The organism is Aliterella sp. E5.1 (genome assembly GCF_057473825.1).
Genome location: NZ_JBYCCV010000017.1, coordinates 33177 through 49061, shown reverse-complemented (window position 1 = coordinate 49061; position 15885 = coordinate 33177). Strand labels below are relative to the sequence as shown.

Here is a 15885-nt window from a genome sequence, read left to right as displayed (position 1 = left end):
TGCCGCCGAACAAGATGAAGGTTTGCTGGGGCAAGTGTTTATCAACATTCGCAATTTCTGGCAAATGGCGCTATTATCTGCCGACGATCGCGATGATCCGACCTACAACTGGGGTATTGCGGTAGGGATGATCGACCGGATGCAAGCCAAACAGCCGATTCGCGATCGCGATCGACCCCTGAAGCTGATTTTGATTGGCACCAGACTTTGAACGAGATCAGGCTGACCAAGCTTCCCGGAAGTCGGCATAAAGTGTTAGCCCACCATCAATAAACAGCGTTTGTCCAGTGATATAGGCGGCTTCCTCAGAGGCGAGGAAGGCAACGGCTGCTGCCATTTCTTCTGATGTACCTGCCCGCCCCATTGGGATGTGGCTTTCCACGATCGCTTTTTGTGCTGGATCGTCTGTCCAGCTTTCGTTAATCGGTGTAATTGTCGCTCCTGGAGCAATGCCGTTGACGCGGATACCCCGGTTTGCGTATTCCAACGCCAGGGTTTTAGTTAGATTTCCCATGCCGCCTTTGCTGATGGAGTAACTGACATACATGGGGCGAGGAATAATTTCGTGGACGCTAGAAATATTGATAATCGTGCCAGCGCGCCCCTGCGCTAACAGATGCTTAATAGTTTCTCGCGCACACAGATAAGCACCGCGCAAATTGACAGCAATAACGCGATCAAATTCATCGGTTGACCCTTCATGGGAAGCGCTTTCTGTTTGAATTCCAGCATTATTTATCAAAATATCTAGGTTGCCAAACTTCTCAATGACCGCATTCACCATGCGCAGGATGTCTTCTTCTTTGGAGACATCACCCTGAATGAGTAGCGTTTCAACTCCACACTCGGCTGCTTGTCCGCAGGCTTTTTGCATCGCCAGTTCTTCCGTATCTTCTGCCTCCTCTACGCTTTTACGATAGTTGATGGCTATATTACAGCCTTCTTGAGCGAGGCGGATGGCGATCGCTTGCCCAATGCCTGAACTCGCTCCGGTAATCAGCGCTGTTTTTCCTTGCAGTCCTTTCATAAGTAATCTTCTTCAGCAATTGAGTGGGTGTAGTTTGATCTGAAAGCTGCTGTCACCTGACCTTTGCTTCGTCAAGAATGCTTTCCAACTTAAAGAAATCTCTTAACTAGAATTTCTAGTCAACTATCTTCAGCATCAAATAGAAACTGGAGGCATTGCTTTGAATTGGCAATACCAACACCGCAGTTATCAATATCGCTGTAAGAAGCTTTTTGGATTGCCATTGCGGTGTCTTCTACGTCCTCTATACTTTGGCGATAGTTGCATCCTTCTTGAGCAAGTCGGATCGCGGGGGCGCAAGCGCCCCCGGTTACGGGCTTCGCTTGTCCAATCCCAGAAGTCACTGCAATTAAAGCATTTTTGCCTTTCAATCCTTTGATTTTGATTTTCCTGCATCGCTTTTGGCTACTTTTCAGGATATACAGCAAAGGCAGTTACCAAGCTTCATAGCGAAGTTGGGATGCACTCCTGAACACGGTTGTTACTAGGACGGGTTGGGGACAACCCAGTAATAAATAGTGCTGCCAGCTACCTGCTCTACCCGTTCTGGCTTCCAATCTCCCATATCAAAAGCATGAGAGACAATGCGCGTACCAGGTTTGAGTTTGAGCAACTGAGGGCGGAGCTTCAAATTGACTTGAGGTAGTAGGTAGAGGGTAACTACCGTAGCCTCGCTTAAATCGGTCTGGAACAGGTCTTGCTGACGAAACTCTACCAGATCATCAGTCACGCCAGCTTGCTGAGCATTGGTATTTGCCTCTGCAACCCGCTCTGGATTAATATCTATACCCACACCCCGCGTACCGTACTTTTGGGCGGCGGTAATGACGATTCTGCCATCGCCACTACCAAGGTCATACAAAACATCGTTTTTGTTGACTTTGGCAATGGTAAGCATTCGGTCTACAACGGTTTGCGGGGTAGGTACGTAAGGTACATCAAGTTCACGTTGGGGAGATTGAACGCTGGTAGACGAAGTTGTTGCTGGGCTTTGGGTATCGAACTGGCGTTGAGCCGTGCATCCGGCGATCGCTAAACTACCAATACTTGCACCTGTAATCAGCAATTTCAGGAGTTTACGTAGTTGCATATTGTTTTACCCTCTACAAAGACGGTGCTAGATTAGGAGCCTGGGGGGTTTTGTGATGGGATGGGGCGGGCGCTGGGCGCTGGTTTGGGGCGCTTGCCCTTGGGACTGCCAGCCCAAGGCGGCGAACCTTCCGCAGAACGAATTTCAATTGTAGAACCGTTAGCGCAGTTAATTGCAAAGGCATCAAATTCGCCACTTTCTTACTTATTTCGCCTGTAACGGTAACTTCTTCGCCAGGTCTGATGTCAATTTGCCGCCACCAACGAGGTCCAGCATCGACAATAATTTGCCCTGTACCATCGTTGAGTGTAAAGTCGTTACCTACCACACTGACGACTTTGCCAGAAATAGTAGTGCCTCTAGCACGTTGTTGCAACTCGCCAATTCCAGTTCTAGTTTGTGCTTCTACCAAAACCGGAAAAGTAGGAATTGCGATCGCAGCTAAGGTTAAGCAGACAAATAAGCGCTGCATAATTACCGATCTTCAAATATTTACTACTTGTTTCAGTATCAAAAGTAAAAGTGATAAGAATATGACAGCAATTCTAGAGCAATGAGAAATTGTAGCCTGCATCAATAATTAGCCTGACGTTAAGGCGACCAAAGAAACCAGCATGGACTGCACCAGTAGCTGTAAATTGATCAGCTATAGGCACATCTACCCCAGCCGTCAGTAATGAACCAACATCGCTGTTGCTACCAGTAGGGAGCCGCCGTAACTTAGCCTGCAACCGCATCTCTTTGGCGAAAATTAAAGTCATAAGTAACAGGCACGAGAAAAGTAGTGTCGTTACCAATTACTACGGTTGGGCGTGCTGATATTGTCTCTGTAAAGCAAATTTTGCTAATGACAGTGAAGTTTCTTACCCCCAAAGCTTTTCCGCCACAAGAAAACCCAATGCTCCCGGCTACGCCAACATAGCAAGAACCGCCACGAGTTGCCCTACCTGGTTAAACGCTAGGTGAAGGCTCGGTAGGGATTTGAGCTACTTCATTTGCTTGCGTGCCGCTAAGATCGGCAGCAGTTGGGGTTTGGGCTTGAACCGAATGTCCAGTAGCGATCGCGCTTAGAGTAATAACACTGAAAACAACAAAAGTCTGCGGATAAAATTTGGTATTCATAGGCATCTCCTGCGTGAAATATAGAGTAAAAATTAGCTAGCACAAAAATTATTTGGACAACAAGCTTTGTCGCCAGCAATTGATGTTTGAGAAATAATTTCAGTGCTTGTGTCTCAGCAGAAATTAACAAACTTATCGCCTAAAAGGAAAATGAAAATTGGCGAGTTTGGCTAGCAGCCAAAACTCCTTCAGTTGAAACTACAATTGTAAAACTCGCTTTGCCAGCCACAGATAAATTGAAACTCCTAAAACGTCAACCACAGAGGTAATAAACGGAGCAGACATCAAAGCTGGATCTAAACCAAGTTTATGAAATAAAAAAGGTAGTGCTGAACCGGATACAGAAGCTAAAATTGCGATCGCGACTAGACTAATTCCCACTACTACTGCTACAGCTAAATTGCCTTGGAGAAAGTAAGCCCAAACAATTACTACTAGCCCTAAAGCTATCCCCAACAATACTCCCACAATTGTCTCGCGGGCGATCGCTGCTAAAGCTTTTTTGAGTTTAACTTCTTTGAGATGCAAAGCACGAATTACCACCGTTGAAGATTGCGCCCCTACATTACCGCCAGTATCAATCAGCAACGGAATAAATGCAGCTAAGGCAACAACCTGTTCTAAAATATCTTCTTGATCTGCGATTACAGCGGCGGTAGCACTATTAGCAATTAGGAGGACGAACAGCCACACAACCCGTTTTTGAGCAACTTTAAATAAGTTAGTGGTTTGGAAGTATTTATCGCCCCCAGACTGCACGCCACCTAGAGTATAAATATCTTCTGTTGTTTCTTGTTCCAAAATATCAAGGACATCATCAACGGTAATAATCCCCACTAGACGCTGCTCAGTATCTACTACTGGTACTGCCCCAAAATCGTAGTCCTGAACGACTCTGGCGACTTCTTCTTGGTCTGTATTCGTATAGACAAATATGGTATCACCTCTACCAATTTCACTAACTATTTGCTCTGACTGGGCAGTGAATAAAGAGCGTAAAGTGAGGACACCAGTAAGGTGACCAGAGGCATCGGTAATATATAAGTAGTAAATATTTTCTGTAACATTTGCCAAACGGCGAACCCGATCCAAGGATTGGGCAACCGTAAAGTTTTCTTTGAGCGAAATATACTCTGGGGTCATAATTCGCCCAGCAGTGCCAGGTTGATAACCTAATAGCAAGGTAGTAGCTTGGCGTTCTGTGGGGCTGAGTTGATCGATTAAGCGGCGGACGACCTTAGCAGGCAACTCATCAAATAGCCGCGCTCGATCGTCTGGCGACATTTTATCTACAATGTCTTGGACATCTTGATGCTTAAATTCTTCAAGCAGTGCTTGCTGTACTTCAGAATTGAGATATTCATAAACTTGGATTGCCTCATCTTTAGCAAGTAAGCGAAAAGCGATCGCTTGCTTTGCTGCGGGTAACTCTGTAACAATCGCGGCAATGTCTACAGGCTGTACGGGTACTAGCAGAGCTTTAGCTCCCAAAAAGTTCTGTTGCTCTAGTAGTGTCAGAAGTTGCAATTGTACTAACTCTCGCAGTTCTTGCCGAGAAACAGCCGAGCGGCGTGCAGAGGAATATTGGTTCACAACGAAGAGGACCCCCTTATACCAGTTTAAAAGCGGGATTTTTGCTAACTGTTGCCAGTATTAGCAATAAATATGATGAGAAAATTACATCAAGGCTCTATCAGTTCAATTTTTGAGCGGCAATTTGATTTGAAAAGTTGAACCCTGTCCGGCTGTGCTAGTAACGCTAATTTCGCCGCCATGAACTTGAGCTATTTGCTGGGCGATCGCTAACCCCAAACCAAAACCGCCAGTTTTACGCGATCGCTTTTTGTCTACTCGATAAAAGCGCTCAAAAATATAAGGTAAATCTTGGGGAGGAATGCCAATACCGCTATCTTTGACTTGAATTATTGCCAAGGGCGATCGCACCAAAAGGCATAAATCTACAGTGCCGCCAGCAGGAGTATATTTGCAAGCATTATTAAGCAGGTTGATTACAGCTTGATGCAGTAACTCTAAATTACCTTCTACCTTGACAAATTGTGGTGGCAAATCAAAGGTAAAACTTAAGTGCTTTTCTGAAGCTTGGGCGACGTAGCTATCTGCAATATCCTTTAAAGCGATTGTCAAATCGATGTCTTGCAAAAATTCCTTAGCTAAGGTTTCTTCGTACCGAGCTAAAAATAATAGCTGCCCGATTAGAGTATCCATTGATTTGGCAACTTTAACAATCTTCTCAAAGCGGAAAATCTGACTAGAGCGATCGCTTGACTTGGAAATTATCCCTACTTGGGCATTGCTCACTACCGCCGATAGGGGGGCGCGTAATTCATGGGAAGCATCCGCCGTAAAGCGTTGCAGGCGATCGTAGGACTGATGAATCGGTTGCATTGCTAGTCCTCCTAAAAACCAACCAGCTATGCCTATAAATCCCAGAGTTACTGGTACTGCTAACAGCAAAATTATTCTTAACTGGGCTAAATTCTGTTGAGCAGATGTTAACGAGATGGCAACTTGCAAGTATCCAATCAATAAGCCATCGTCGTAGACGGGCAAAGTAACCTGACGCAGCCAAACAGCGTTAGTGCTTATCGTCCCAAATCCCGGCGCTACTGATAGCTGCGCTGCGGGGGTAGCCCCGAAAAATTGGACTAATTGGTTTTGCTCGTCGTACCAACGCGCGTAAACAATTTCTGTACCGATAGGTGGAGCGTTAATCCCCACAAGCGGTACATTTTCCAAACTTACTTGTTTGTTTGACCGATCGTATTTGGCGTTTACCGCCATCACTCTAGTTTTTTTGTAAAGTAAGCGATCGCTTTCTTCTAATTCATCCAAGATTGCCAGGTAGTAAATTGCGCCTGCAAAAATAACCAAAATACTCCCCATCGTTAGAACAAACCATAAAGCTAGATCGATGCGACTGCGAGTAAATTGGCGATTAAACATAGCTAAATAGAAGAAAGGGAATAAGCTAATTAATTATTAAGCGAAGTCTTAACAACTAACCTCCAATTTCTCATGTATGACAGGTTTGAGACGATAGCCCATACCATATATAGTTTCAATCCAATCTGCTGCATCAACTAATTGCAAGCGTTGCCGCAACCGCCGCATGAGGGCGCTTACCGCATTGCTCTCTGGTTCGTTGCCCCATTCCCACAAAGCTTGCTCAATTTGGTCGCGGGTTAAAACTTGATTGGGGTGACGCAAAAAGTATTCTAATAAATTAAATTCTCGTGGTGCTAATTCTACCGTCGCCTGTCCGCGCGTCACTGTGAGACTATTTAAACACAGTTGCAGGTCTGCCACTTGCAGTATATCTCCTTGCCAAAGAAGCGATCGCCTCCCCAATGCTCTTACTCGCGCCAATAGTTCTAAAACATCGGTGGGTTTAACTAAATAATCATCTGCTCCCGCATCCAAGCCGACAATTTTATCTGGGGTAGTATCTTTGGCAGTCAGCATTAGTACAGGTGCAGTTTTGCCCGCTTGTCTGTATTGGCGGCAGATTGCCACCCCGCTAACTTCGGGCAATAACCAATCTAGAATCAATAAATCGTAGTTTTTTTGAGACAGCAACCATTGCGCTGTTTCCCCATCCTCGATCCCATCTACAATATGCCCTGCTTCGCTTAAGGCTGTATGCAGAGGCTCTAGTTGTTCTATATCGTCTTCTACTAACAAAATTCTCATAAGATATGCTCTTAAAGGTTTTTTGATAAAAATTGCTTGACTTAGTAATAAGAGTAGAAAAACTTATGTAGACGCATATCTTCCACCAGTTAGATTCTAATTTCGTGGATTTTTGTAAAGTATGGGTAGAAACCCAAAAATCGGGTCTAATTACCTATGTTTTTATCTTCCTGGTTGGTCAAGTCGCCTAGTTTGAGCCTGCGTTTTTTGTTACCACTACCGCTACTGTTGATTGCTTTTGGGCTTGGTGGCGAATACCTTACCAATCAGGTACTAAATCGGTCTTATGTTGCTTTAGATAAGTTGCAAGCAGAAAATCCGCATCCACAAGTGCAATTAGCTGTGGAAGCGATCGTAACTAAACTTGAAATTGAGCAAGAGCAAGAGTTTACGCAAGTTGAAGTCTGCACGGCAAACTCTGTAATTCAAAAACTAGAATTTGAGTTTGTCAGGGCAAACTCAAATACAGCAAAAGCTATGCTGGCTCAAAAAGTAGGCTTATCTACTCCAGAAAAGTTGCAAGCAGGGACGCAATTAAAAGTGCAGCTAGGATTTGACGTGCAAGGAATCTTAGCTGAAATCAAAAAAGAGCAGGGTTTTACCAAAGTCAAAATTGAACCTACAAACTCTGTACTCAAAAAGGTAGAATTGGTATTTCCCACAACCGAATTGACTGCAGTAAAAACTGCGATCGCTCAAGAATTAGGGCTATCGCGTGAAGATGCCAGAATGTTAGTCAGCTATAGGATAAAAAACTAGCACAACAATTGATAGATAATCCAGCTTGTTTGGAGCTAATTGGCTTTGAGGCAAACGTCGAGCAAATCAAATGTTCGCTCTAATCCCTAGTTAAAAATACAGGTGGAGTCTGAGCTTCACCTGCATTAGATTTTTAGAATAATTGGGCAAAAGGAGAAGAATTTAATTTTCCTTTGATCTTTATCCTAATTTATGCGCTTATTTGTTGAAACCGCGTTTGTTTTTATCGGTAGCTGAACGATCTTGAGTATCGACATCTAACTCCTCTCGTCGCAACGTTTCTTCAGCATTAACTGTGTCTTGTTCTACTTGTTTCCTAACTCTGACTTCTTCACGCAAAACTGCTTCTTTGTGAATGTCAGGAGTTTCTTCATAGATTTCCATGCGGGCAACTTCACCTTCAGCAAAGGTTGCTTCTCCAGGTGCTACAGGTCTTCCGGCGTTTGTAGGTGTTACTCGCTCAACTATTACTTGCTCTTTTTCAATTGGAATTGAAACTCGCTCTGTCTCGGTTTCAACGTGTTTGCCGATCTCAACTTCCCCTGTTTTGCGCCGGGTTTTGTTGGCAACTAGGCGTTCTTCGTACAGTTTGAGCGTTTGGTGATCTTGCTGATTCATCTCGTATAGAGATGGTTCTTGCTGGTAGTTGTAGGTACGATCGTAGTTGTCAGTTTGGGTAGTAGCTGCTACAGGTGGCACATCTACAGAGCGATCGCGATAAATTCCTCTAACGCTTTCCTCGTAATCGTCGTCAATTTTGAGGTCATCAGTAAATTCGGGCAATTGTTCTGCTTGCTCCTTAGTCAAACCTACAGCATAGATTCGGCGATCATTCTGGTCGATCCGGGAGCGTCCTATCGGTAGTAATACCTGCTTACCAAAAACCCAAAAACCCGTATCTACTACCAGATATCGAAAATGACCTGCTTCATCCACCAAGATGTTTTTGACGCTGCCAATTTTTTCGTTATTTCTATCTGCATAAACATCATATCCCTTGATGTCGTTGCGATCGAAAGAGTCTTGATAGCCTGGATCGAAATCTTCAAGCTTGTAAAGAACCATGAGTATTTATCCTCTTCTTCAACATTGCTTAGTTTCAAGACTAAAGCTTTAGGCGATTAATACATCCCACTACCGAAATAGCTCATATTGTAGAGGCATTAAAATCAGCAATATCGAGTTAAATACAAAAGTAATAAAATGGAGCTACTGCTTTGCACTATTTACCTACTGCAACGAGGGGGAGTTAGACTTTCTGCTAGGAAGATTTGCGATCGCTTCAGCCCAGCAATCAAAAGCCCAGTTACTCGCCCAACAATTCCACGCCACACCGCTAGTTGATGTCAGCGTTATTGGCACACCATACTTAGATTAATTAGCAACAATTAGTATCTCACACTAGGTAAAATTACTATGTCTAATATTTCACCGAATATCAAGCCAAACCCAGTAGTAATTGTTAAAAATAATAATTTCTGCGATTTGTTGAAGCCTTTAAAACTCATTTCTACCTGAGCAAAAAAGGTAGTTATCAAAGGCATGGCAATAAATAGGAAAGACGTAGACCAAGTTATTGCCAAAGCTACTGAGAGGCTAAAAATTAAACTTATACCGATAACGACAAATAGCCCTTGAGAACCAAGACTAGACAAATGCTCTAGCAGGGGACTACTTTTCCAGATTAAAGCCAAGGCTATAAATACTACAAAAGCCCCTACTAGCCAAACAATATGGTGAGCGGATAAATACCACCCTAACAAAGCATAAGCCAGCCAAAGCGTACTTAAAGCTAATAAAGGAATTCTGTTAATTGGTCTAACAATATTCATAACTAATTCACTGAATGTTGTTTTAGCCCTCTCACCGCCCATGGCCGAGGGTTTCCCGCTCGTGCCATGGTGACAAAATAAGGAGTGGAGAATAGGAGACTCGAACCCCTGACCTCTGCGGTGCGATCGCAGCACTCTACCAACTGAGCTAATTCCCCGTGTATTCAATTCTTTATTTTAGCATTTGTCTGGGCAAGGGAGAAAAACAGGATTATTTCTTCTCTCGCAATACCTTCTGCACTCGTTCTATTTCCAAATCGTGGAGGTAATCTACCGTCCAATTTGCTTGACGCTGAAGCATATGGAAGGGATAGGTATTAGCTACTCCTACTACAGCAATTCCGGCTTGTTTGGCGGCTTGGATACCTGCGGGGGTATCTTCAATTGCTAAACAATCGGTAACTTGTAAATTGGTGTTGGGATAAAGTTCTTTGAGGCGTTCTACAGCCAATAGATAGCCATCGGGCGCGGGTTTGCTAGTATTTATATCGTCTCCTGCCACGATCGCATTAAAGTATTTGGATAGATTTGTGCTGTTGAGTACAAGCTCTACTTCTGTACGAATAGCCCTCGTAACTACAGCTAACTTAATGTTGCGTGAAGTTAGTTGAAAAACTAAATCTTCCAAACCCGGATAAATTGGCAATTGGTCGGATTTTTCGCGCCAAAGTTTTTGATAGGCTTGGGCTTTGCGCTCAATTAACTCGGTTAAATAATTTTCGCTAACTACTCTACCGCGATTAGTTAATAATTCTTGCAAACAAACGCGATCGCTTCTTCCTAAGCAAATTTTTCTAAATTCCCCTGGTTGGGGGCGCAAATTTTCCCCAAGCAAAATTTGCTCGATTAGTTGCTCGTGCAAGGGTTCATCATTAATAATTACACCGTTAAAATCAAATAAAACTGCCTTCAAACTCATAAGTCTTTAGTAACCGGGGGCGGGCATCCAAGCTGAGTCAACAGCATACTCTTTTGTTTGCGCTAATGGTTTGACGGCGCGAGTTACTTGATGGATAAACCACCAGTCTAGAGTTTGTACAGATGCAAAACCCGCTCTACTCATCCAATTATCGAGGCTGGCGGCGGCATATTCGCGAATATACGGTTCTTCAAATATGTTACTTAACCACTCTAAGTTGCGTATAGTCTGTTGATTGCCATCTAATATTGCTACTTCTCCTCCGGCTGGTAGTAGACGGAAGCATTCATGCAGTATTGATTGAGATACCGCCGTTGGGGTTTCATGAAACAACAAGGAAGCTGTAACTAAATCGAAACTAGCATCTTTAAACCCCGTTTGTTCGGCATTTCCTTGCATCCATTGAATATCTAAGCCTGCAATTTTTGCTTTATGACTTGCCCGAACTAGCATATAAGGGGATAAATCTAAGCCAATTACTTCTGCTTGGGGAAAGGCTTGTTTGAGCATTAGAGTTGTTGAACCCGTACCGCAACCTAAATCTAAAATTCGCTTCGGAATAGAGCGAAGGGAGTCAATAAGAAACTGGCGTACTAAGTTTTCGCCAGGAGGTAATACATATTGGGTAATTGGATCGTAAGATACGGCTGCCCCAGCAGTTAAATAACCGCCCTCAATTCCGTGAAAGTTTTGGCTGCTGTAGTAATCGGGAATTGTGACACTTGCCCTTTGAAAAGCTGCGCCTTCAGACTCCCAATCTATACTTTTGTAGTAGCGCTGCAATTCTTCTTCATTAATAAAGGAGCGAACTATCGGAGATAAAAAGCGTTCCCAAAGAGTGTCTTGACGTGCCATAAAGTTTAGTTGCGCGTACAGGTGTAGAGTCGGGGGCTTCGCCCCTTTTACAAATTTTAATATATTGCTTGGGCTTGAGGAGCAAAGTGCGATCGCGCATTACTCAATCGAGTAAAACAAAATCGGACTGATTCGACTTAATACTTCTGCAAACAACTCCTGCGGACACTCGCTAATTAAAGCCGCACCTCTAGCCCGATAATCTAGCGATCTGATTTGATCTGCCATAATTACACCAGTCACGGCTTCTCCGTCAGGAATTTGAACATAAAACGGATTACGGCGTTGAGTATTACTGATAGGACAGACAAGAACAAAGCCCATCTTGCGGTTGAATTTGGTATGACTTATTACTAGCGCGGGTCGTTTTTCCTTTTGCTCGTGACCAGATTGGGGGTTGAAATTGAGGTAAATAAAGCATCCTCGCTCTGGAATATAATCTACCAAACTTCCTTACCTTCTGATTTGCCCAAGGAAATCTCCTCATTTTCATCAATCTCAAAGTCTAAAAGCTCATCTAAGGTGTACTCTTTGACTTTTGGAATTGGCTTTAAAACTAGCTTTCCGTCTTCAATGCCACATTGAACGGCATCATTGAGTTTTAAATTTAACTGTTTAGCGAAGTTTTTGGGGATGCGAAAAGCTAAGGAGTTCCCCCATTGACCGATCTGCGATTTCATTAGTTTATATGCTTTTTGGATATACAAAGTATATTCCAACTTAAACACACTTTCCGCAATTGACCATTTGTTTTCCAGGATTTAGCGATCTCATTTCCACTTCACGGGCAAAGGATAATTTAGCGATTGCCGAAACCTAACAGTTTAGAAAATCACCTTGTTTCGTTTAATTCGGTTATTGCGTCTATTTCGTTTATCTATTAGAATGGTGTTACAAGAACTGGCATAGCTTGATTTTGCGAAAGTAAGATTAGGCTTTCCTCAGTCATGGGAGAAACTTTAAATGACAAGTAATACACTTTACCGAAATTCATTCATTCCTACAGAGGTTGAAGCCCAGCTTGCTCAAGAGAGCAGCCGCATTTTTGCGTCTCATATTCCTCAGTATCGTTCTACTATTGAGCTTAAAGTTGTTGAAGATGACAATAGCGAAGAAAAAGTTATTATTCCTGCGGCGGCTTTCCATTTGCTTGTAGATATCTTGTCTCAAATGGCTCAGGGAAACGCTTTTACCCTTATTCCTATTCATGCAGAATTAACTACCCAAGAAGCCGCAGATACGCTTAACGTTTCACGCCCTTTTCTTATAAAACTAATAGAGACAGGTGAAATTCCTTGTCGGAAAGTTGGACGACATCGCCGTATCCGCTTTGAAGACTTGATGAAGTATAAAAAACAAATCGATAGCGATCGTCTGCAAGCCTTAGATGAGTTGGCGGCTCAAGCTCAAGAGCTAAATATGGGTTATGACTAAAACTCATGCCATCTAACTTTACAGTAGTTTATGATGCGTGTATTTTGTATCCAGCACCTCTGCGCGATTTACTCATGCAGTTAGCACTAACTGATTTGTTCAGAGCGCGTTGGACGGAGCAAATTCACGACGAATGGATGAGAAATGTTCTTAAAAACCGTACCGATCTAACCCTAGAACAGCTTATTCGTACCAAACAGTTGATGGATAGAAATGTACGCGATTGCCTGGTTACAAATTATGAGTACCTGATTCCTCAACTGCAACTACCCGATCTAGACGATCGTCATGTCCTTGCAGCCGCCCTGGCTGGAGGTGCAGAAGTGATTGTCACATTCAATTTCTCAGATTTCCCTCAATCTAGCCTTGACCAATACAACATTATTGCTCAACATCCAGATGAATTCATTTCTGATTTACTGGACTTGAAGCCGTCAAAGGTAATAGCAGCAGCAAGGACGTGTCAACAGCGACTCAAAAATCCGCCTAAATCCTTTGACGAATATTTAGAAATCTTGCTGAAACAGAGATTGAGTGTTTCAGTATCCATATTTCAGGAACTCTATGAAGAAACTTAGGCAATTTAAGAATCTTTAGAAATTTTGTTTCTAAAAGGGGAATATAAATAAACCCTGGTAGCAATACCAGGGTTTAAAATGTTATCCGACTGAAGAAAGTACCAACTCTGGTTTTTCAGATTTAGTTACTTTCACTTCACCACCAGTGACATCAACGATCGCATTGTCGCCAAGTTTGATTTGACCAGATAGCATTGCTTCAGCTAAAGAGTCTTCTAGCAAGCTCATAATTGCTCGACGCAATGGTCTAGCACCGTAGCTAGGACTATAGCCTTGCTCTACTACAAGTTCCTTGAAGGATTCGCTTACTTCTAGCGTCATTCCTTGTTCGGCTAACCGATTGGCAACTTCTTGGAGCAGAATCTCGGCAATTTGTTTGATTTCTGTCTTCTTAAGTTGAGTAAAGACAATGGTTTCGTCTAAACGGTTGAGAAACTCAGGACGGAAGTAGTTTTTGAGTTCTTCATTGACTAAAGTTTTGATGCGGTTGTATTGAGTTTCTGCGCCATTATCGGCAAACTCAAAGCCAATCCCACCGCCGCCTTTTTCGATGACTTTAGAACCGATATTGGAAGTCATAATTAACAGTGTATTTTTGAAGTCCACTGTCCGACCTTGGGCATCGGTAAGCCGCCCATCATCTAATAGTTGTAACAGGAGATTGAATACATCGGGGTGAGCTTTTTCAATTTCGTCAAACAAGATGACGCTGTAAGGCTTCCGTCGTACTGCTTCAGTTAACTGTCCGCCTTCGTCATAGCCGACGTAACCAGGAGGTGAGCCAATTAGCTTAGAAACTGTATGGCGCTCCATGTATTCCGACATATCGAGGCGAATCATGGCTTCTTCCGAACCGAAGAAGTAAGCGGCTAAAGACTTCGCAAGCTCGGTTTTACCAACTCCGGTGGGACCTGAGAAGATAAAACTAGCAATTGGTCTATTAGGATTTTTTAAGCCGACTCTAGCTCTACGAATTGCCCGCGAAACTGCGGTTACTGCTTCCTCTTGACCAATCAAACGTTGGTGGAGAGTGTCTTCTAAGTGTAGTAAAACTGTAGACTCTGATTCAGTTAGTTTGTTGAGAGGTACGCCCGTCCAAGAAGCAACGATATGAGAAATCGCTTCTTCGTCAACAGTAATTGTTACTGCTTGCTTGTTTTCTGAAGCTGCTTGCAATTTTTCAGCTACTTTGATTTCGCGATCGCGCAATTGTCCTGCAACCTCAAAATCTTGGTCTTTAACAGCTTTCTCTTTATCCTTGACAATGCGATCGAGTTCTTGCTTTAACTCTTTGACTTCTGGCGAAGTGTGGGTACTTGCCAAGTGAGCGCGAGAACCTGCTTCATCAATCAAGTCTATGGCTTTGTCGGGTAAAAAGCGATCGCTAATATAGCGGTCAGAAAGCTTGGCGGCGGCAAAAATTGCCTCGTCAGAAATCTTGACTTTGTGGTACTGTTCGTAAACCGAGCGCAAGCCGTACAAAATCTCGATGGTTTCTTCTACCGAAGGTTCGCCTACCATGATCGGCTGAAAGCGTCGCTCTAAAGCTGCATCGCGTTCGATGTGCTGGCGGTACTCGTTGAGAGTAGTTGCACCCAAACACTGAAGTTCGCCTCTTGCCAAAGCTGGCTTGAGAATATTCGCTGCGTCCATTCCACCTTGAATTGAGCCTGCACCAACTAAGTTATGTACTTCATCAATTACTAAGATGATATTTCCGCAAGAGCGAATCTCCTCCATGATTGCTTTGATACGTTCTTCAAAGTCTCCGCGATGGCGAGTACCAGCGACTAACGAACCGACATCAAGACTAAATACTTGCTTGTCTTCCAAGATGTCAGGAATATTTTTGTCAACAATACGCTGCGCCAATCCTTCGGCGATCGCAGTTTTGCCTACTCCTGGTTCGCCAATGAGTACGGGGTTATTCTTCGTGCGTCGTCCTAAAATCTGTACGGCGCGTTCAATTTCTTTGTCTCGTCCCACTACGGGATCGAGTTTGCCCTCGGCGGCTAGTTTGGTTAAATTTGTCCCAAACTCATCTAAGTTGGTTGTCTTGCCTGCAAAACCTTGGCTTGTGGAGTCTTGCCCCTTACCTCTATTAGCAGTAACTGGCTGCTTTTCTAATTCCTGCAAGACGGCGCTACGAGCCTCTGCCGTTTCAACACCTAGGTTTTCAATTACTTTTACAGCTACGCCTTCGCCATCTTCAATCAGTCCGAGTAGCAGGTGTTCGGGAGCAATAAAGTTGTCGCCTAGTTGACGCGCTGCTTCAAAAGACTTGTCAAATACGCGCTTCATTTTGGGAGTGAAAGGAATCTCTGCACTGACCAAGCGAGATCCTCGACCAATAATTTTTTCGACTTCTACTCTGGCATTTTTGATATTAATGCCCAAGTCGTTTAGTACCTTAGCAGCAATGCTGGTATTTTCGCCAATCAACCCTAGAAGCACTTGCTCGCTCCCCACGAGATTGTGTCCCAAGCGTCGTGCTTCTTCTTGGGCTAACATTATTACCTTAATGGCTTCTTTGCTGAAATGTTCAAACATCGTGGGTT

The 15885-nt window shown here is 43.6% G+C and carries 22 protein-coding genes and 1 tRNA gene; 6 read left to right on the top strand and 17 right to left on the bottom strand.

Translation table 11 applies throughout. The features are described from left to right. The first annotated feature begins 34 nt into the window (after positions 1 to 34). Positions 35 to 211 carry a hypothetical protein gene (locus tag AC2VE5_RS08850; protein ID WP_486887394.1) on the top strand — a complete coding sequence of 59 codons (177 nt, stop codon included), beginning with the start codon at positions 35 to 37 and terminating at the stop codon, positions 209 to 211. 6 nt (positions 212 to 217) lie between these two features. Here AC2VE5_RS08850 and AC2VE5_RS08845 read toward each other — a convergent pair whose 3' ends face one another. The 5 genes from AC2VE5_RS08845 to AC2VE5_RS08825 all read right to left on the bottom strand — a co-directional run bounded on the left by AC2VE5_RS08845 (position 218) and on the right by AC2VE5_RS08825 (position 2878). After that, positions 218 to 1027 carry a glucose 1-dehydrogenase gene (locus AC2VE5_RS08845; RefSeq protein ID WP_486887393.1) on the bottom strand — a complete coding sequence of 270 codons (810 nt, stop codon included), beginning with the start codon at positions 1025 to 1027 and terminating at the stop codon, positions 218 to 220. A 119-nt stretch (positions 1028 to 1146) separates the two neighbouring features. Then, complete coding sequence (locus AC2VE5_RS08840) at positions 1147 to 1371, bottom strand: hypothetical protein (protein ID WP_486887392.1); 225 nt, start codon at positions 1369 to 1371, stop codon at positions 1147 to 1149. Between the two features lie 140 nt (positions 1372 to 1511). Then, entirely contained in the window at positions 1512 to 2117 is a 606-nt protein-coding gene (locus AC2VE5_RS08835) for an SAM-dependent methyltransferase (RefSeq protein WP_486887391.1), read from the bottom strand. 13 nt (positions 2118 to 2130) lie between these two features. Then, positions 2131 to 2589: a NirD/YgiW/YdeI family stress tolerance protein gene (locus AC2VE5_RS08830; RefSeq protein ID WP_486887390.1), complete on the bottom strand. Its 459-nt coding sequence runs from the start codon at positions 2587 to 2589 to the stop codon at positions 2131 to 2133. Positions 2590 to 2662: 73 nt separating this feature from the next. Next, entirely contained in the window at positions 2663 to 2878 is a 216-nt protein-coding gene (locus AC2VE5_RS08825; protein ID WP_486887389.1) for a hypothetical protein, read from the bottom strand. Between the two features lie 23 nt (positions 2879 to 2901). Between AC2VE5_RS08825 and AC2VE5_RS08820 the strand changes: the two genes are divergently transcribed. Further along, a complete protein-coding gene (locus AC2VE5_RS08820; RefSeq protein ID WP_486887388.1) occupies positions 2902 to 3039 on the top strand; it encodes a hypothetical protein in 138 nt (45 codons plus the stop codon). A 29-nt stretch (positions 3040 to 3068) separates the two neighbouring features. Here the strand turns inward: AC2VE5_RS08820 and AC2VE5_RS08815 are convergent, their stop codons facing one another. The 4 genes from AC2VE5_RS08815 to rppA all read right to left on the bottom strand — a co-directional run bounded on the left by AC2VE5_RS08815 (position 3069) and on the right by rppA (position 6950). Further along, positions 3069 to 3239 (bottom strand): hypothetical protein, encoded by a 171-nt coding sequence (locus AC2VE5_RS08815; protein ID WP_486887387.1) that lies wholly within the window; start codon positions 3237 to 3239, stop codon positions 3069 to 3071. A gap of 198 nt (positions 3240 to 3437) precedes the next feature. Continuing rightward, the gene (gene mgtE / locus AC2VE5_RS08810) at positions 3438 to 4832 is read right to left on the bottom strand and encodes a magnesium transporter (protein ID WP_486887386.1); all 1395 of its coding nucleotides are present in this window, start codon (positions 4830 to 4832) and stop codon (positions 3438 to 3440) included. Positions 4833 to 4937: 105 nt separating this feature from the next. Then, positions 4938 to 6203: a sensor histidine kinase gene (locus AC2VE5_RS08805; RefSeq protein WP_486887385.1), complete on the bottom strand. Its 1266-nt coding sequence runs from the start codon at positions 6201 to 6203 to the stop codon at positions 4938 to 4940. 48 nt (positions 6204 to 6251) lie between these two features. Next, positions 6252 to 6950 (bottom strand): two-component system response regulator RppA, encoded by a 699-nt coding sequence (gene rppA, locus AC2VE5_RS08800; protein ID WP_486887384.1) that lies wholly within the window; start codon positions 6948 to 6950, stop codon positions 6252 to 6254. A gap of 156 nt (positions 6951 to 7106) precedes the next feature. On the opposite strand from rppA, the gene AC2VE5_RS08795 reads away from it, so the two are divergent. Then, positions 7107 to 7709, top strand: coding sequence for a hypothetical protein (locus AC2VE5_RS08795; RefSeq protein ID WP_486887383.1), 603 nt, complete (start codon positions 7107 to 7109; stop codon positions 7707 to 7709). Positions 7710 to 7907: 198 nt separating this feature from the next. Here AC2VE5_RS08795 and AC2VE5_RS08790 read toward each other — a convergent pair whose 3' ends face one another. Continuing rightward, on the bottom strand, positions 7908 to 8774 hold the full coding sequence (locus AC2VE5_RS08790; RefSeq protein WP_486887382.1) for a DUF2382 domain-containing protein: 867 nt from the start codon (positions 8772 to 8774) through the stop codon (positions 7908 to 7910). A gap of 138 nt (positions 8775 to 8912) precedes the next feature. Here AC2VE5_RS08790 and AC2VE5_RS08785 point away from each other — a divergent pair, with 138 nt between their 5' ends. Beyond that, entirely contained in the window at positions 8913 to 9053 is a 141-nt protein-coding gene (locus tag AC2VE5_RS08785; protein ID WP_486887381.1) for a hypothetical protein, read from the top strand. 44 nt (positions 9054 to 9097) lie between these two features. Here AC2VE5_RS08785 and AC2VE5_RS08780 read toward each other — a convergent pair whose 3' ends face one another. The 6 genes from AC2VE5_RS08780 to AC2VE5_RS08755 all read right to left on the bottom strand — a co-directional run bounded on the left by AC2VE5_RS08780 (position 9098) and on the right by AC2VE5_RS08755 (position 11995). After that, positions 9098 to 9541 carry a hypothetical protein gene (locus tag AC2VE5_RS08780; protein ID WP_486887380.1) on the bottom strand — a complete coding sequence of 148 codons (444 nt, stop codon included), beginning with the start codon at positions 9539 to 9541 and terminating at the stop codon, positions 9098 to 9100. An 85-nt stretch (positions 9542 to 9626) separates the two neighbouring features. Beyond that, positions 9627 to 9699: transfer RNA gene (locus tag AC2VE5_RS08775), tRNA-Ala, on the bottom strand. A 53-nt stretch (positions 9700 to 9752) separates the two neighbouring features. Further along, entirely contained in the window at positions 9753 to 10460 is a 708-nt protein-coding gene (locus AC2VE5_RS08770; protein WP_486887379.1) for an HAD family hydrolase, read from the bottom strand. A 6-nt stretch (positions 10461 to 10466) separates the two neighbouring features. Then, the gene (locus AC2VE5_RS08765) at positions 10467 to 11315 is read right to left on the bottom strand and encodes a class I SAM-dependent methyltransferase (RefSeq protein ID WP_486887378.1); all 849 of its coding nucleotides are present in this window, start codon (positions 11313 to 11315) and stop codon (positions 10467 to 10469) included. Between the two features lie 99 nt (positions 11316 to 11414). Next, positions 11415 to 11762, bottom strand: coding sequence for a type II toxin-antitoxin system PemK/MazF family toxin (locus tag AC2VE5_RS08760; RefSeq protein ID WP_486887377.1), 348 nt, complete (start codon positions 11760 to 11762; stop codon positions 11415 to 11417). Further along, complete coding sequence (locus tag AC2VE5_RS08755) at positions 11756 to 11995, bottom strand: AbrB/MazE/SpoVT family DNA-binding domain-containing protein (protein ID WP_486887376.1); 240 nt, start codon at positions 11993 to 11995, stop codon at positions 11756 to 11758. Before AC2VE5_RS08755 ends, AC2VE5_RS08760 begins: the two co-directional genes overlap by 7 nt. Before the next feature lie 283 nt (positions 11996 to 12278). Between AC2VE5_RS08755 and AC2VE5_RS08750 the strand changes: the two genes are divergently transcribed. Both AC2VE5_RS08750 and AC2VE5_RS08745 read left to right on the top strand, forming a co-directional pair. Beyond that, positions 12279 to 12749 (top strand): helix-turn-helix domain-containing protein, encoded by a 471-nt coding sequence (locus tag AC2VE5_RS08750; protein ID WP_486887375.1) that lies wholly within the window; start codon positions 12279 to 12281, stop codon positions 12747 to 12749. Positions 12750 to 12754: 5 nt separating this feature from the next. Continuing rightward, the gene (locus tag AC2VE5_RS08745) at positions 12755 to 13327 is read left to right on the top strand and encodes a VapC50 family PIN domain-containing toxin (protein WP_486887374.1); all 573 of its coding nucleotides are present in this window, start codon (positions 12755 to 12757) and stop codon (positions 13325 to 13327) included. An 81-nt stretch (positions 13328 to 13408) separates the two neighbouring features. Here the strand turns inward: AC2VE5_RS08745 and AC2VE5_RS08740 are convergent, their stop codons facing one another. Then, positions 13409 to 15877 carry an ATP-dependent Clp protease ATP-binding subunit gene (locus tag AC2VE5_RS08740; RefSeq protein ID WP_486887373.1) on the bottom strand — a complete coding sequence of 823 codons (2469 nt, stop codon included), beginning with the start codon at positions 15875 to 15877 and terminating at the stop codon, positions 13409 to 13411. Positions 15878 to 15885 lie beyond the last annotated feature (8 nt).

Bases quoted from the DNA above. Each gene is read 5' to 3' on its own strand.
- AC2VE5_RS08845 (WP_486887393.1), bottom strand. From the start codon at position 1,027: ATGAAAGGACTGCAAGGAAAAACAGCGCTGATTACCGGAGCGAGTTCA.
- AC2VE5_RS08835 (WP_486887391.1), bottom strand. From the start codon at position 2,117: ATGCAACTACGTAAACTCCTGAAATTGCTGATTACAGGTGCAAGTATT.
- AC2VE5_RS08830 (WP_486887390.1), bottom strand. From the start codon at position 2,589: ATGCAGCGCTTATTTGTCTGCTTAACCTTAGCTGCGATCGCAATTCCT.
- AC2VE5_RS08825 (WP_486887389.1), bottom strand. From the start codon at position 2,878: ATGACTTTAATTTTCGCCAAAGAGATGCGGTTGCAGGCTAAGTTACGG.
- AC2VE5_RS08815 (WP_486887387.1), bottom strand. From the start codon at position 3,239: ATGAATACCAAATTTTATCCGCAGACTTTTGTTGTTTTCAGTGTTATT.
- AC2VE5_RS08805 (WP_486887385.1), bottom strand. From the start codon at position 6,203: ATGTTTAATCGCCAATTTACTCGCAGTCGCATCGATCTAGCTTTATGG.
- rppA (WP_486887384.1), bottom strand. From the start codon at position 6,950: ATGAGAATTTTGTTAGTAGAAGACGATATAGAACAACTAGAGCCTCTG.
- AC2VE5_RS08795 (WP_486887383.1), top strand. From the start codon at position 7,107: ATGTTTTTATCTTCCTGGTTGGTCAAGTCGCCTAGTTTGAGCCTGCGT.
- AC2VE5_RS08790 (WP_486887382.1), bottom strand. From the start codon at position 8,774: ATGGTTCTTTACAAGCTTGAAGATTTCGATCCAGGCTATCAAGACTCT.
- AC2VE5_RS08785 (WP_486887381.1), top strand. From the start codon at position 8,913: ATGGAGCTACTGCTTTGCACTATTTACCTACTGCAACGAGGGGGAGTT.
- AC2VE5_RS08780 (WP_486887380.1), bottom strand. From the start codon at position 9,541: ATGAATATTGTTAGACCAATTAACAGAATTCCTTTATTAGCTTTAAGT.
- AC2VE5_RS08770 (WP_486887379.1), bottom strand. From the start codon at position 10,460: ATGAGTTTGAAGGCAGTTTTATTTGATTTTAACGGTGTAATTATTAAT.
- AC2VE5_RS08765 (WP_486887378.1), bottom strand. From the start codon at position 11,315: ATGGCACGTCAAGACACTCTTTGGGAACGCTTTTTATCTCCGATAGTT.
- AC2VE5_RS08755 (WP_486887376.1), bottom strand. From the start codon at position 11,995: ATGAAATCGCAGATCGGTCAATGGGGGAACTCCTTAGCTTTTCGCATC.
- AC2VE5_RS08750 (WP_486887375.1), top strand. From the start codon at position 12,279: ATGACAAGTAATACACTTTACCGAAATTCATTCATTCCTACAGAGGTT.
- AC2VE5_RS08745 (WP_486887374.1), top strand. From the start codon at position 12,755: ATGCCATCTAACTTTACAGTAGTTTATGATGCGTGTATTTTGTATCCA.
- AC2VE5_RS08740 (WP_486887373.1), bottom strand. From the start codon at position 15,877: ATGTTTGAACATTTCAGCAAAGAAGCCATTAAGGTAATAATGTTAGCC.